The following is a 15,528-nucleotide window of genomic DNA, read 5'->3' as shown; positions in this document are numbered from 1 at the left end:
AATGAAAAACCTATCTGCGCAAGATGGTAAAACACTTGCAATTGTAAGTTACTTTACTATTATTGGTTGGTTAATTGCTTTGTTTTTGAATAAAGATAAAGACAATTACTTTACTAAATTTCATCTTAGACAAGCTTTAGGAATCCACTTGATATTAATTATCAATAAATACATTCCGCGAATCTATATCTTGTTTTTAGACACCAAAAGCATCATAACAATCATTGGTATTGCATTATTAGTAATCGGAATTGTATATGCCTCAAAAGAAGAAGAAAAACCGTTACCTATCGTAGGAGAATATTTCCAAGATTGGTTTAAATCATTATAACTATCATCGATGAGTTTACATTATTTAATTAGAGAACCGAAAACAACAAGTACAAACCCTCCTTTATTAGTATTACTACATGGTTACGGAAGTAATGAACGTGATTTATTTTCTTTTGCCGAAGAACTTCCAGATGAGTTTTTAATTGTAAGTGCACAAGCTCCTCACAGTATGGGATTTGGTTCTTATGCCTGGTATGCTATTAACTTTGACGCTATTAATGGAAAGTTTTCTGATTTAAAACAAGCGCAAGAATCAATTGAAATGATTGCTTCTTTTATTGATGAACTAAAAGAAAAATATAACACAAATCCTGATAAAACGTTTTTACTAGGTTTTAGTCAAGGAGCTATTTTAAGTTATGCTACTAGTTTACAATACCCTAATAAAGTACAACATGTAATTGCCTTAAGTGGATACATTAATGAAGAATTACTTCCTAAAAATGTTTCTTCAGAAATAACTACAGATTATTACATATCACATGGAACAGTAGACCAAGTATTACCTGTAGATTGGGCTAGAAAAGCTCCTTTAATATTAAATAGTTACCATTTAAAAAGTGAATACTCGGAGTATCCTGTTGGACATGGAGTTGCTCCACAAAACTTTTACAGTTTTAAAGATTGGATTGTAAAAAGGTTAAAGTTATAGTTAGCCTTATATAAATTTTAAATATCTCCTATCTTTGCACCCAAAATTATAGTGTAGTATGGATATTTTCACTCACGAAAATGCTTATCGATGGTTTATTCCTGTTTGTGCTCTAGCCATTGCCGTAGAAATGTATTTTAGTTACAAAAGAAAAGCTAAAAACTACGAGTTTAAAGATGTTTCTACAAATGTATATTTTGCTCTAACCAATGTTCTTTTAGACGCTTTAATGTATGGGGTATCCTTTATTGTGATGAACTTCTTTTATAGCTACAGAATTATTGATTGGGAAAATACAGGTGTTTTATATTGGGTATTGGCTTTTGTTGGCCAAGACTTTTTGTATTATATTCATCATTATGTTGATCATCATTCAAGGTTTTTCTGGGCGGTACATGTAACCCATCACAATTCAGAATATTACAATATATCAACTGGATTTCGTTCACCAGTATTACAACCTTTTTATCGTTTCATGTTTTTAATTCCTTTAATCCTTATAGGAATTGCTCCTTTGCATATTATGTTTGCTTATGCCATGAATCAAAATTATGGTACTTTATGTCATACTAACTTTATTAAAAAAAATAAACGTAAAGGGTTTGTAGGATTCTTGTTAAATATTTGGGAATATATATTCGTAACACCTTCTCACCATCGTGTTCACCATGCATCTAACATAAAATATTTAGATAAAAACATGGGTATGTTTTTAATTATTTGGGATAGGATGTTTGGTACCTTTCAAGCTGAAGAGGACGAGGAAGATTATGAAAAATTAAAATTCGGTTTGACTAAACCTTTAGAAGATAAAGGTCCTATTAATATAATTTTTCATGAATGGAAAGACATATTTAAAGACTTTTTCCATAATAAAAAGCACCTACCATTAGGAACAAGATTAAAGTATGTATTTATGCCTCCTGGCTGGAGCCATGATGGAAGTTCCAAAACAAGTAAACAATTACAAAAAGAATTGCGAGAGCAACTACAAAATAAGGCTACAAAAGCCGCATAAAAAAAACGAGCATTTAGCTCGTTTTTTTATTTTAATATCTGAGCAGTATGCTCTTTGGTTTTTACCTTAGCAATAACATCTTTAATAGTACCATTCTCATCAATTACAAACGTTGTACGGTGAATACCATCATATTCTTTTCCCATGAACTTTTTAGGACCCCATACTCCAAATGCATTGATTACTTCTTTTTCTTCGTCTGCCAATAAAGGAAAGGGTAACTCATGCTTATTAATCCAATTTTGTTGACGTTTTGCAGAATCAGCACTTACTCCTAATATCTCATACCCCTGTGCCAAAAACGATTCGTAATTATCTCTTAAATTACAAGCTTCTGCTGTACAACCTGGTGTACTTGCTTTAGGATAAAAAAACAATACTAATTTTTTACCTTTATAATCAGACAGTTTTCTAACTGTCCCTTTTTCATCTTTAGCTTCAAAACTAGGTGCTGCATCTCCTGTTTTTAATGTTGTCATAATTTGTATTTTTGTGGATATAAAGATACTGAAAATGACCAAAGCCGACAAAGTTCAATTTGTAATAGACACCCTTGAAAACTTATATCCTGAAACTCCTATTCCATTAGATCATACAGACCCTTATACTTTATTAATTGCTGTTTTAATGTCGGCACAAAGTACAGACGCTCGTGTTAATACCATAACTCCTTTATTGTTCGAACGTGCAAACAATCCTTATGATATGGTCAAACTTTCGGTAGATGAAATTAGAGAGATTATTAAGCCTGTGGGATTGTCACCCATGAAATCTAAAGGGATTCATGGTTTATCTCAAATCTTAATAGAGAAACACGATGGAAAAGTCCCCGTTGATATGGAGGCTTTAGAAGCCCTTCCTGCAGTAGGTCATAAAACTGCCAGTGTAGTAATGGCACAAGCCTTTAACATACCTGCCTTTCCTGTAGATACTCATATTCATCGATTGATGTATCGTTGGAATTTAACCAATGGTAAAAATGTTACGCAAACTGAAAAAGATGCCAAGCGTTTATTTCCTAAAGAACTATGGAATAAACTACACTTACAAATAATTTATTACGGAAGAGAATATTCTCCAGCACGCGGATGGAAATTAGAAAATGACATTATTACTACCACAATAGGTCGAAAAACTGTGATTGACGATTACCATAAATCTAAAAAATAAAAAAAGCCTTAACACAAGTTAAAGCTTTTTCCACTCTTAATTCAAATTCAATTCAATGAGATAGTTTGATTTGGTTTTCACTACTTTCAGCGTTTTCGAGTAATTAATCAAAAATTGAATTGTTTCTTTTTTAGGTCTCATCTGAAAATCAGATGATTTTTCTGAGTAAAGTTGCATCATATAAATATTTTTCCCTTATTATCAAATATTTAACGTCAACTTTACAATTATATTGTTTAGTTGACCAAAATAATTTTATTTTTATCTACAATCTTCCTTAAATTGATTAATGCATAGCGCATTCTTCCTAAGGCAGTGTTAATACTAACTCCTGTATTTTCAGATATTTCATTAAAGCTCATATCATTATACATCCTCATTACCAATACTTCTTTTTGCTCTTCTGGAAGTTCATTAATCAACTCTTTTACATCGTTTAAAATTTGCTCCTTAATGATTTTATTTTCAGCATTTAAACTTCCATCACTCAAAACTGAAAAAATATCAAATTCATCCGTATTATTAAAAGTAGGCATACGGTTATTTTTTCTAAAATAATCAATAATCAAATTATGAGAAATACGCATTACCCATGGTAAAAACTTACCTTCTTCGTTGTAGCTTCCTCTTTTAAGCGTACGAATAACTTTGATAAAAGTGTCTTGAAAAATATCTTCGGTGGTGTCTCGGTCTTGAATTTTACTGTATATAAAACTATACAACCTATTTTGATGACGTTTGATAAGAATTTCTATAGCAATTTCTTTTCCATTGATATAATCTTTTACTAAAGCGCTATCACTTACAAAATCTCGATGTGTCATAATACATTACTATTTATACAAAAGCTCCAGGCTTTTGCGGGGTTAAGGGAAATTATTTTAAATAGTAATTGTATTCTATAGGCTTTAGCATTGATTAATAACGAGTTACAAATATGTATTTTTTTATACAGAAATACAAATATTATTATAAAATTTTGATAAAAAAATGTAACTACTCATATCTTTTCACTTACAAACTCTGTACCGTTTTTTCGTTAAAGCAATTCATACTTTTCTTTATTAAGTACATAAACTTTCTTATATTTACTACATAAATTATAACCCCCGAAGTCATGAACATTAATGTAAATTCGCCCGAATCAATCATCTTCCCTCCTGGAATTGAAATTGATAATCAAGTAAAAGTTATTGAATCAGGAAATATTATTTTTAATAATAATTTCGATAAGCCATTACCTTCTTTAGTAGAAGCTTCTTATGACGATATTGAAAAATCAATAACGGTAAACGTTTTATTCTTTGTGAATTCTTATCAAGAATTAACCTCGGTAAGTGTTCATCAATTGTTTTCTATCAGTAATTTTGGTCATGGTAAGTTACAATTCTTTTTATCCTGTGCCGATGAAGCGCAGGCGCAACTTTTAAAAGATGCTCCTAGTGGATTTGAGTACCAAGCTTATACTGCCGAATTCACGACCCGATTAACTGAAGGATTTCCTGAACACATCGATATGTGTGATATAAAAGTTGTACAAACCTTTGTATGGGATATTGATCCTAAAACGTCTAGAGGAACTGAAACAACAGTTCAGACTACCGATTAATAACCTGGATAATTTTCATCAATGAATTTGAAACAAACGTTATTTTACATTACGTTTCTATTCTTTTGTACTCAAACTTTTTCACAAGGAAATAAAAACAATCAATTTGATCAGTTTGAAAAACAAATTAACCAACTCCAAGTAAAAGAAGTAAACTTCCTTAAGTCCTCCCAATTCTTTTTAAAAAAGAATTGGGATTCTGTCATTGTATCAACCTCTAAAGCACTCTTAGTCCATAATAACAAAGACATTCTTAATTACTTAAATTACATGAGAGGCTATAGTTTTATGAAGAAAAAAATCTACACTGAAACTATAAACACTTATCAAAAGGTAGATTCTACTTTTCCTTTTTATTATCACATTCTTAAAAACTTAGGAGGTATTTCACTAGAACAAGAGGCTTATCAAAAAGCTATTTTATATTTTGAAAGAGTAAGAAAATCTAACTTCTTCTCAAAAAACATTCATAAAAGCTCAGTTATTCACGACATTGGTATTGCTTATTTTCATTTATCTAATTATACCAAGGCTACTGAGTATTTGAACAAAGCATTGCAACTACAGGAAGAAAATAAGGATACGATTCGGTTAATTGGTTCTTATATGGATATTGCCAATGTGTATTACGAACAATACAAAGATAATATAGCTATACCTTTTTTTAAAAAGGCATATGATCTATCTAAAAAGACAAATAATTTTGAGGTAAAAAGAAAGGCTTCTTTAAACATGGCAATTGTTGAAGAAAACCGAAAAGACCTTGCAAAATCATTAATTTATCGAAAAGAATATGAGAAATGGAAAGACGCTATTAATAACCAACAAAATATATGGAATATTGCTCAATTCGAGAAAAAACTAGCTCTCTCTGAGAAAGAAAAACAGATTAATATTTTAGAAGCAGAAAACAGGTTAAAATCTAGTCAAAGAAATAACCTCATTATATCTTCTCTTTTCTTAGTGCTCCTTTTGGTTTTAGGAAGTGTTTTTTACATTCAAAAAAGTAAAAGTCATCAAATTATAAACTCGCAAAAGAAAGAACTCACCCTATTAAATAAAACGAAAGATAAATTGTTCTCTGTGGTTAGTCATGATTTACGTTCTTCTGTGAACTTAATGCAACAAAGTAATTCCAAATTGTTAAAAAACATTGAAAATGAAAACTATGAAACCTTAAATCGAATCGCTTCCAAAAATGTTTCTATCGCTAGATCTACCTATAACCTTCTTGAAAATTCATTAAACTGGGCAACTTTACAAACCGAGCAATTATATTTTCATATGGAGCAAGTTGACCTTTATCAAATCGTGCAACAAGTAGCTTATAACTATCAACCTTTGTTTGATCATAAAAAAATTTATTTTTCAAACAAAATCATACAGCCAAGTTTTATAACAGTTGATATAGACTCTCTGAAAATTATTATTAGAAATGTACTCGATAATGCTATAAAATTCACCCCTCATAAAGGAATTATTACATGCACATCCTACCTATTTCAAAACAATATTTATTTCATTATAGAAGATACAGGTATTGGCATGGACAATACTACTGTGGCTAATCTTCTTAAAGAAACTCCTCTTCTACATAAAAAGAAAAACCAACAAGAAATTGGAACGGGTTTGGGGATACAGTTATGCAAAACACTTACTGCTAAAAACAATGCTTCTTTTCATATTGAAAGTAAAGTTAACATTGGCACTAAAATTATTTTAAAATTCCCTAAACCTTAAATAAACAATGGAAAAACTAAACATTCTTATCATAGAAGATCAGCAAGAATTTGCAGATGATATTACAGAAATTTTAGAACGTTATAATTATAAGGTTGTAGGTACCGCCAAAAATTATAAAGAAGCTATTACTCAATTTTATCAATTCAATATAGATTTAATAATCATCGATATCTTTCTAGGGGAAAACCCAGAAGGAATCAATTTTGCGGAAACTATTTCTACCATTCCAAACGCTAGAAAACCATTTCTTTTCTTAACTTCATCTAAAGATCGACAAATATTTGAAAGAGCAAAACTCACAAATCCCTTCCGATTTTTATTGAAGCCTTTTAACGAACTAGAGTTAATATATGCCATAGAAATGGCCATTGAAAAATTTTACAATCAAATCAATGTTTTTGCTAGTAACACTGAAGATACAGTAATCGCTCATGAATATTTATTCATTAAAAAGAGAAACACACTTAAAAAGGTCAAGCTACAAGATATCATATTTATAGAAGTTGAGAATCGATATTGTAACATTATAACCTCTCATGAAAAATTTGTTATTCAAATATCACTTAGCAAGATACATACCTATTTAAACAAAGAGCAATTTCAACAGGTACATAGAAAATATATTGTAAACATTCATGCCATAGAAGAAATTATGGTTTCGGAAAGCCTTTTATTATTAAAAAACAATCATCATATTTCTTTTAGTGACAAATACAAGAACATTATTAAGAGTTTTTCCATTTTAAAGTAAACTCTATTTTTTTGTCTCAAAAAGCTACCTTAAAGTACTTGGTAACAAAATTCCAATTTCACAACATAAAATCTCCGTTTTACATCATCTAACTTATAATGTAACTAGTTTGAAGCTAATTTCACATCAGAATAATGATAATTACTAATAAGAGAAGATCTATCAAAAGATTTTATTTAACTTCTTTTTAAACAGACAAATTTCTCTCTTATACTGCTTTTATCCCATTATATATTCAAAAATTAATCGCTTAGAGAATACTTTCTAAGTCATATTTAACTAGTCAATATTTTTAATCTTTAACTTAAAACTATTTTATTATGGAAACCCCCACAATTCAAGACAACATTAATAAATTACTAAAAAAAAACATAGACAACTTTTTAATAGAATTAGATAATTCCTCTATTTCAAAAGAGCAAGTTTCTACCAACTGGGGAAGCTTAGACAATGTTTATCAACATTACCAAAACAGTCAAATTTTTAACAGAAGACTACAGTTCAACCCCTTTGTTATTGTGTATTGCATGAGCTTATCTGACGTATATGAAACCTTTAATGCTGCTAAAAACAATAAACTCCCTTTTCGCGTAAGGGCTGGAGGACATGATCATGAAGGTGAATGTACAGGAACTAATGTTGTATTGATAGATGTTTCAAAAATGAATAAGGTTCAAGTAATAGATACAATTGCTCATATACAGCCTGGTATTCGCTTTAAAGATTTAACATCTCAATTAGCCGATAAAGATGTAATGATACCTCACGGTACTTGTGCCACAGTTGGTATTGCTGGATTCACCATGGGGGGTGGCTGGGGACCTTGGACCCGAAAATACGGTATGTGTTGTGAAAGGTTAGTCGGTGCTACTATTATTTTAGGAGATGGTACTATTCAAAAAATAGAACAAGAAGGCTCTATTCATAGAACATATGAGCTAAATAAAGAAGGCGAAATAATACGTTTAATTTCTGAAAGCTCTGGAAGACATGATTTACTTTGGGCACTTAGAGGTGGTGGTGGAATGAGTTATGGTATTGTAACTGAATTTCAAATTGCAACATTTGAATTACCAAAAGTATTACATCGCTTTAACATTGTTTGGAATCCATATAGCATAACAAACCCCGATGAAATTGTAGGAAATGTTCCTGCACTTTATGTATTAGAAAAATGGGAAGAGCTTATTCAACCTAACAATTCACCTCAACTCATAGGAACTAACCTTAAAATGAGTGCAAGATCTTGGGATCAAAATACTCCAGTTCCTTATAAAACCCTCAATCTTAATTGTCAGTTTAACGGTTATTGGGAAGGTAATGAAGATAGCTTAAGAGCATTTGTTAACGAAAACTTTAAAGGAATACTTACCGTATCAGAAGAAATGCTTTGTATTGAGCCAGCAACAGGAGCGGACTTTAAACACAAAAGTAATTACGGAGAAAACTTAATGAGTTCTTGGGATAGAGAATCTTTTAATGAAATTAGAGCGGCTTTATTGGATAATCATCTATTAACCGGTACTCCTTTACAACCAGATTTAGATCTTCCAGCTCCGCATAAAATAACTTCAAGATTGGTTGATCAAGTAGGTTTAGGAAAAAAAGGACATCAAAAGTTAATTGAAAGTTTATGCTCTCCTCTATTAAACGAACATAATAGAAAAAACACCATCACTTCTTATATTACACTAGGAGCTATTACAGGTTACTTTTATAAAAACAATCCTGAAACTGAAAGTGCTTTTCCTTATAACGATAAGCAATATACTATTCAATATCAATGTTGGTGGGAAGCTTTAGATGCTAATATGGATCCCGAAATGAAAAAGTATATCGAAGAAAAAATAAAAAACTTCCAAGACAATACATTATATGATTATACCAACAGAGCTTTAGATTGGATTGAAGTTTGTAGAGACTTTGATATTCCTAACACTTCTGGTGCTTTTATAAGTTTTAAAGACAGTTCCATTCCTACAAAAACCTATTTTGCTCAAAATTATGAGGAACTTATTAGGGTTAAAGAAAAATACTCTAAAGATCCATTTAATCATTTTAGAACTAGAAAAACAATTATATAAATAAAAATCCTCTTCATACGAAGGGGATTTTTATTAAGCACCTGTTGTTCATCTTTAGTTAATAGTATTTCTGCTGGTCGTTTTTAAAAACGTAAAAAACGGTTTCACAACATAAAATCTCCGTTTCGCAACATCTATCTCAGAATGTAACTGATTTGAAAGTAATTTCATATCAGAAAACAACTGTAGCGCTATCTAAGTTTTCAAATTAACCAAACGTAGAGTTCAGAAACTACAATAAAAAACGAGGCGGAATCTGAAAAGCCTGATGAGTAAGAAATTAACTACTTATAACAATGGAACAATTAACACAAGAAATTACTACGGAAACATATAGAAATTATGGATTAGAAGCATGGGGTTATAAAAAAATCTCTGAATTAGAAAAAGCTTTTGATATTGATTTGATTTCTATTTTATCTTCAAATGATGAAGACTACCTTCAAATTAAAAAACGTGCTACTCAAGAATTAATATCTGGAATAGACCGAAGAAACAAAAATATTGGATTTACCGAATTACTTTCAGATGGCAGTGATCCAGTAATGACATCTGTTAACTTATCTATGCCAATGGCAAACTTAAAAACCTTAGCTGGTTATAAAGGCAAAGAAATTGAACAATACTACAAAGATCAGGGAGATCATTTTTCCCAACTAGTTCAACAATCTTCAAAAAAAGCAATGGCTAAAAACATTGAAGGAGCAGGACTTTTTAACATTAGTAACATTGCTTCTCTAACTACAGCAAATGCTTTACTTGATGAAATTCCTTTAATTGGTTCAATTATAAAAGGAATAGAAGCTGTTCCAGGAAAATTTATCAATTATGTTTCAAGTGCAATTATTGGTGGAGTTATTTGGGCTATAGGTCTTAGACCATCTATCATATCAGGCATGGTTATTAATGGAACCGATCATAATTTCATAGTTAAAAACTGGGAAAACCACAATGCGAAAGATTCTGATTTATACTTAAAGCATGGTAAATTAGATGAATTCATGGCCGATCATGATGGAATATTACTGTCTTCACCAGATGTTCAAATTATGAAGCGTCAAGATATTTCAGATACCGATGAATTTGAATATATGGTCTTTGCTGGAACTTATGTTGCTAGTAAAAACACCTCTCTCGGTTTAGGATATTATGGTACCGAAGGAACTATAGTTTTTACGAATGATTCTAAAAAACACCCTTTAAGCTTTGCGCATCAATTTGCAGTACCATATTCTGCTTCGAACGGAACAAATATTGAACTACTTGATGATGATAGTACTTCTATTAAAAGCCTAAATGATCGTTTATATGACAAACGTAAAGAATATGTTTCGCAAACAAGTAATAACCATGAATTAACTGCTGCTATTAATAGTAAACATGGACAACAGGGACTAATTCTTGCTACAATTACAGATACTTCTTTGACTTAGAAGCAAACTATTTTAATCATCATAAAAACAAATAATCATGTGTACTAGAGTATTCAACAATTACAATAAAAGATATTTGACCACAGCTAGAAATATGGACTGGGCTACTCAAATGCCAACTACTATTTTTGCTTTTAAAGTAGACTCTAAAGAGGATACTATTAAATCAGGAACAGCATCTGAAAATGAACATTCTTTAACCTGGATTCCTAGATATAATAGTGTTGTTACCATGGTGGGAACTGAAGCTCCATTTGGTGCATCCGACGGAATAAACTCTGAAGGATTGGTTGCAAATCTATTATATGATAGTAATGCTACCTATCATAGAGCAGATGGAAGTTCATGCAAAAACCTAGATGTTTTAAGATGGGTACAATTTGTATTAGACACTTGCTGTTCTGTTCAAGAGGTAAAAGACGCTTTTAGTAAAGACGCTCCTACTCAAATTCAATTAATTGGAGGTATTGTTCCCGGATCAACAAAAGAAGCATCGCTACATTTATCTGTATCTGATATACTTGGAAAATCTGCTATCATCGAAGTCCATAATGGAGAGTTCATCATTTATGATAATGAGAATTTCAGGGTTATGACCAATGAACCATCGTATGCCAAACAAATTGAATTAAACCAATTTTGGAGATGGCAATGGAATAATGAAAATAATTTTCCTAGTAATACGCTACCAGGAGGTCCTTTTCCTTCTGATAGGTTTGCAAGAGCTTCTTATTATTTAAATCATTTGTACGAAGCTAAAAGCACCGAAGATTCTTTAACACAATCTCAATCGGTAGTAATGAATGCTTCTGTTCCTGTAAATTTCAAATCAACATTAGATGACTATCCAAACATCGCACAAACTTTATGGACTTCTATTTCAAGTCATAATGAACTTACATACTACTTTACAAACGCAAGAACAATGAGTAGTATCCAAGTTGATTTAAAACAAATTAATTTGTTTCCTTCTAATGTTTCTAATTTGATTGTTGTTTCAGAAAAAGACAATGTATTTATTAACCATGAATTAACCGGCTTACAAAACAAAAACTTTAAGGAAGCGACCGATCCATTTATATCTAAAGCTGTATTAGTTTAGTTAATTTACTTGTAACCATCATATGAGATATATGGAAAAGAGCTCTTAATGAAGAGCTCTTTTATTATTTAAATTTCAAGATTCTCTTATTTTATTCCTAACTCAGAAAATTGTACTTTTACTGCTTATTTTTTAAGCAAATGAAAAAAGACATTTCTACTGTAAACCCTAAAGAAAACATCATTATTAAAGGAGCTAAACTCCATAATTTAAAAGATATTGATGTAGTCATACCTCGAAATAAATTAGTGGTTATTACTGGGCTTTCTGGATCTGGAAAATCTTCATTAGCTTTTGATACCTTATATGCAGAAGGACAACGAAGATATGTAGAAAGTTTATCTTCCTATGCACGTCAATTTTTAGGAAAATTACATAAGCCTAAAGTTGACTATATTAAAGGGATTGCTCCTGCAATTGCTATTGAACAAAAAGTAAACTCTACCAACCCAAGATCTACTGTAGGTACCTCAACAGAAATTTATGATTATATTAAATTACTTTTTGCACGAATTGGTAAAACCTATTCTCCAATTTCTGGTAAAGAAGTAAAAAAACATACGGTAACTGACGTTATCAATCATGTAAAAGCCTTTGAAGAACGCACAAAAATGTTGTTGTTAGCTCCAATAGCTATTAACAAAAATAGAGATCTTAAAACGGTTCTTCAAGTACTTACTCAACAGGGATACGCTCGTTTAAAATACAACGATACTGTTTATAGAATTGATGAATTTCCTATTGGGGAATTTAAAGGAAATGAACTTTTGTTAGTTGTTGATCGAATTGTTGTAAAAGAAGAAGAAGATTTTTACAATCGTTTAGCAGATGCCATTCAAACTGCTTTTTTTGAAGGTAAAGGAATTTGCTTTATTGAAAACTTAACGGATAATTCGACTACAGAATTTAGTAATAAATTTGAACTGGATGGCATTAGTTTTTTAGAACCTAATACACATTTATTTAGTTTTAATAATCCTTATGGTGCTTGTCCAACTTGTGAAGGGTACGGGAGTGTTATTGGAATTGATGAAGACTTAGTCATTCCAAACACTGGGTTATCTATTTATGAAAATGCTATTTTCCCTTTTAAAACAGATTCTTATAAAAAATATAAGAACGATTTAATTTTAAATGCTGAAGAATTCGGAATATCAATTCATAAACCTTGGTTCGAATTAACTCAAGAACAACAAGAATTGGTTTGGAATGGAACTAAGAAATTTAAAGGAATCAATCACTTATTTAAAAAATTAGAAGAAAAAAGCTATAAGATTCAAAACAGAGTAATGCTTTCTCGTTATAGAGGAAAAACCAAATGTACCGACTGTAATGGAAAACGTCTTCGTAAAGAAGCTGATTACGTTCAGGTATATGGTAAAGTAATCTCTGATTTGGTGACCATGCCTTTAGATGAACTAGCCGATTTCTTTAACGGGATTCAACTGAATAAATATGAAGAAAAAATTGGAAAACGTTTGTTAACTGAGATTAATAATCGATTACAATTTTTACAAGATGTTGGATTAAGTTATTTAACATTAAATAGAACCTCTAATACACTCTCTGGAGGAGAAAGTCAACGTATTAACTTAGCTACATCTTTAGGTAGTTCATTAGTAGGGTCTATGTACATTTTAGATGAACCAAGTATTGGGTTACACCCGAAAGATACAGAACGTCTAATTAATGTTTTAAAAAACCTTCGCGATCTAGGAAATACTGTGATTGTTGTTGAACATGATGAAGATATCATGAAAGAGGCAGATTATATTATTGATATTGGTCCAGAAGCAGGTACTTATGGGGGAAATGTTGTTGCTGAAGGAACTTTTAAAGACATTATGAAATCAGATACGCTTACAGCAAAATACCTATCTGAAGATTTAAAAATTGAAGTTCCAAACCAACGAAGAAACTCTAAAAACACCATTGATATTGTAGGTGCAAGAGAAAATAATCTTAAAAACATTGATGTATCTTTTCCTTTAAATAATTTAACCGTTATTACGGGAGTATCAGGAAGTGGAAAAAGTACATTGGTTAAAAAAATTCTTTATCCTGCCATGCAAAAACAATTGATAGGATACGGAAATAAAATAGGACAACATACTGATGTAAAAGGTAGTTTTGAAACCTTAAAGCATGTTGAATTTATTGATCAAAACCCTATAGGGCGTTCTTCACGTTCTAACCCTGTTACTTATATCAAAGCCTATGATGATATTAGAAAGTTGTTATCCAATCAAAAACTATCTAAAATAAGAAACTACCAACCTAAACATTTTTCTTTCAATGTAGATGGAGGTCGTTGTGAGGTTTGTAAAGGTGAAGGAGAAGTTACGATTGAAATGCAGTTCATGGCAGATGTTCATTTAAAATGTGAAACATGTAATGGTAAACGATTTAAAAAAGAAGTTTTAGAAGTTAATTTTGAAGGTAAGAATATTGATGATATTCTTAATTTAACAATTGATGATGCGGTTGATTTCTTTATGAAATACGATCAGAAAAAAGTAGCCTCAAAACTAAAACCTTTACAAGATGTTGGTTTAGGTTATGTACAATTAGGGCAGTCATCTTCTACCCTATCTGGAGGTGAAGCACAACGTATTAAGCTGGCTTCATTCTTAATTAAAGGTAATACAAAAGATAAGGCTCTATTTATTTTTGACGAACCTACTACTGGATTACATTTTCATGATATCAAAAAGCTATTAGCCTCTTTTAATGCCTTAATAGAAAAAGGCCATTCTATTATTGTAATTGAACATAATATTGAACTGATAAAATGTGCAGATTATATTATTGACTTGGGTGCAGAAGGTGGAAAAAATGGAGGTAATTTAATTTTTACAGGAACCCCAGAGGAATTAGCTAAAAATAAAGAATCTTATACCGCTTCTTATTTAGCTGAGAAGTTGTAATAAAAAAAGAATCGCCAAAACATTGCTGCTTCAACGATTCTCAAATGTAACAAAAACTAACAAAATTCAATATATTCTATTGAAAACTCTTGTCTCCTACGTTTGGGTTATAAACGTATTCGAATCTATAATATCTTGCATTCGCAATATTTGATGAATCATCATTTTTATAGTAACTCTTAATGCTCATTTTAGCATAGTTCCCATCAATTGTTTTCACAACAAAAACCTTTCCAGCAATTCGAGTAACTACACCACCAGCATAGGTATACCATCCATTTCCAGAACCATGAGGTAACGCGTAAACACCGGCTGCATCTTGCTTAAATTCACTATCAGCTGGAGCCGTTTTTACTTCAGCAAAAGTGTTGCTTACTACAGCTAAAGAAGCACTTCCTGTTCTAGCTGGTTCATCGGTTAAACCAATTACACTTCCTCCGTTAACTAAAATTCTAGTTCCTCTAATAGCAATATCCCAATTGTCTCCAGTTACCTTTTTACCCTCTTTAAAACTAAATTTAGCAAAGTCTCCTGAAATTACTGGAGGAGTCACTGTATAATCAGCATTTTGAGGAGCATAAAAATCAGTTATCGTTACTGCTTGTACCGGTTGCGAAACTTCTCCATCACTATCACTACATGAAGTAAAAACTAAAGTAGATACCGCTGCCATTAATAAAATTATTTTTTTCATTTTGTTTCCTAT

General features: G+C 31.0%; 14 protein-coding genes. 11 read left to right on the top strand and 3 right to left on the bottom strand.

What is annotated here, in order from left to right; genetic code table 11:
* Position 1: 1 nt before the first annotated feature.
* The 3 genes from ABNT22_RS08075 to ABNT22_RS08065 are packed head-to-tail and all read left to right on the top strand — an operon-like array spanning position 2 to position 2,003.
* Positions 2–331, top strand: coding sequence for a hypothetical protein (locus ABNT22_RS08075; protein ID WP_348718879.1), 330 nt, complete (start codon positions 2–4; stop codon positions 329–331).
* Positions 332–340: 9 nt separating this feature from the next.
* Positions 341–985 carry an alpha/beta hydrolase gene (locus ABNT22_RS08070; protein WP_348718881.1) on the top strand — a complete coding sequence of 215 codons (645 nt, stop codon included), beginning with the start codon at positions 341–343 and terminating at the stop codon, positions 983–985.
* Between the two features lie 58 nt (positions 986–1,043).
* Positions 1,044–2,003, top strand: a complete 960-nt coding sequence (locus ABNT22_RS08065) for a sterol desaturase family protein (protein WP_348718882.1) — start codon at positions 1,044–1,046, stop codon at positions 2,001–2,003.
* A gap of 26 nt (positions 2,004–2,029) precedes the next feature.
* On the opposite strand, the gene bcp is transcribed toward ABNT22_RS08065, so the two are convergent.
* Entirely contained in the window at positions 2,030–2,482 is a 453-nt protein-coding gene (gene bcp, locus ABNT22_RS08060; protein ID WP_348718883.1) for a thioredoxin-dependent thiol peroxidase, read from the bottom strand.
* Between the two features lie 34 nt (positions 2,483–2,516).
* Between bcp and ABNT22_RS08055 the strand changes: the two genes are divergently transcribed.
* The gene (locus tag ABNT22_RS08055) at positions 2,517–3,173 is read left to right on the top strand and encodes an endonuclease III (RefSeq protein WP_348718884.1); all 657 of its coding nucleotides are present in this window, start codon (positions 2,517–2,519) and stop codon (positions 3,171–3,173) included.
* Positions 3,174–3,409: 236 nt separating this feature from the next.
* Here ABNT22_RS08055 and ABNT22_RS08050 read toward each other — a convergent pair whose 3' ends face one another.
* A complete protein-coding gene (locus tag ABNT22_RS08050) occupies positions 3,410–3,997 on the bottom strand; it encodes an RNA polymerase sigma factor (protein ID WP_348718885.1) in 588 nt (195 codons plus the stop codon).
* Between the two features lie 293 nt (positions 3,998–4,290).
* On the opposite strand from ABNT22_RS08050, the gene ABNT22_RS08045 reads away from it, so the two are divergent.
* From ABNT22_RS08045 to uvrA, 7 genes are all read left to right on the top strand, one after another.
* Positions 4,291–4,782 (top strand): hypothetical protein, encoded by a 492-nt coding sequence (locus ABNT22_RS08045; protein ID WP_348718887.1) that lies wholly within the window; start codon positions 4,291–4,293, stop codon positions 4,780–4,782.
* Between the two features lie 288 nt (positions 4,783–5,070).
* On the top strand, positions 5,071–6,522 hold the full coding sequence (locus ABNT22_RS08040; protein ID WP_348727281.1) for a tetratricopeptide repeat-containing sensor histidine kinase: 1,452 nt from the start codon (positions 5,071–5,073) through the stop codon (positions 6,520–6,522).
* Between the two features lie 7 nt (positions 6,523–6,529).
* Positions 6,530–7,276, top strand: coding sequence for a response regulator transcription factor (locus tag ABNT22_RS08035; protein ID WP_348718889.1), 747 nt, complete (start codon positions 6,530–6,532; stop codon positions 7,274–7,276).
* Between the two features lie 320 nt (positions 7,277–7,596).
* Positions 7,597–9,360, top strand: coding sequence for an FAD-dependent oxidoreductase (locus ABNT22_RS08030; RefSeq protein WP_348718891.1), 1,764 nt, complete (start codon positions 7,597–7,599; stop codon positions 9,358–9,360).
* A gap of 296 nt (positions 9,361–9,656) precedes the next feature.
* Positions 9,657–10,793, top strand: coding sequence for a hypothetical protein (locus tag ABNT22_RS08025; protein ID WP_348718892.1), 1,137 nt, complete (start codon positions 9,657–9,659; stop codon positions 10,791–10,793).
* A 37-nt stretch (positions 10,794–10,830) separates the two neighbouring features.
* Positions 10,831–11,895, top strand: coding sequence for a linear amide C-N hydrolase (locus ABNT22_RS08020; RefSeq protein ID WP_348718893.1), 1,065 nt, complete (start codon positions 10,831–10,833; stop codon positions 11,893–11,895).
* 140 nt (positions 11,896–12,035) lie between these two features.
* Positions 12,036–14,822, top strand: coding sequence for an excinuclease ABC subunit UvrA (uvrA, locus tag ABNT22_RS08015; RefSeq protein ID WP_348718894.1), 2,787 nt, complete (start codon positions 12,036–12,038; stop codon positions 14,820–14,822).
* A gap of 76 nt (positions 14,823–14,898) precedes the next feature.
* On the opposite strand, the gene ABNT22_RS08010 is transcribed toward uvrA, so the two are convergent.
* Positions 14,899–15,516: an HmuY family protein gene (locus ABNT22_RS08010; protein WP_348718896.1), complete on the bottom strand. Its 618-nt coding sequence runs from the start codon at positions 15,514–15,516 to the stop codon at positions 14,899–14,901.
* Between the last annotated feature and the right edge of the window lie 12 nt (positions 15,517–15,528).

Source organism: Tenacibaculum sp. 190130A14a, assembly GCF_964048965.1.
GTDB classification, from domain to species: Bacteria; Bacteroidota; Bacteroidia; order Flavobacteriales; family Flavobacteriaceae; genus Polaribacter; species Polaribacter polynesiense.
The sequence above is the reverse complement of the archived record's forward strand: the minus strand, read 5'-3'. Positions and strand labels throughout refer to the sequence as shown.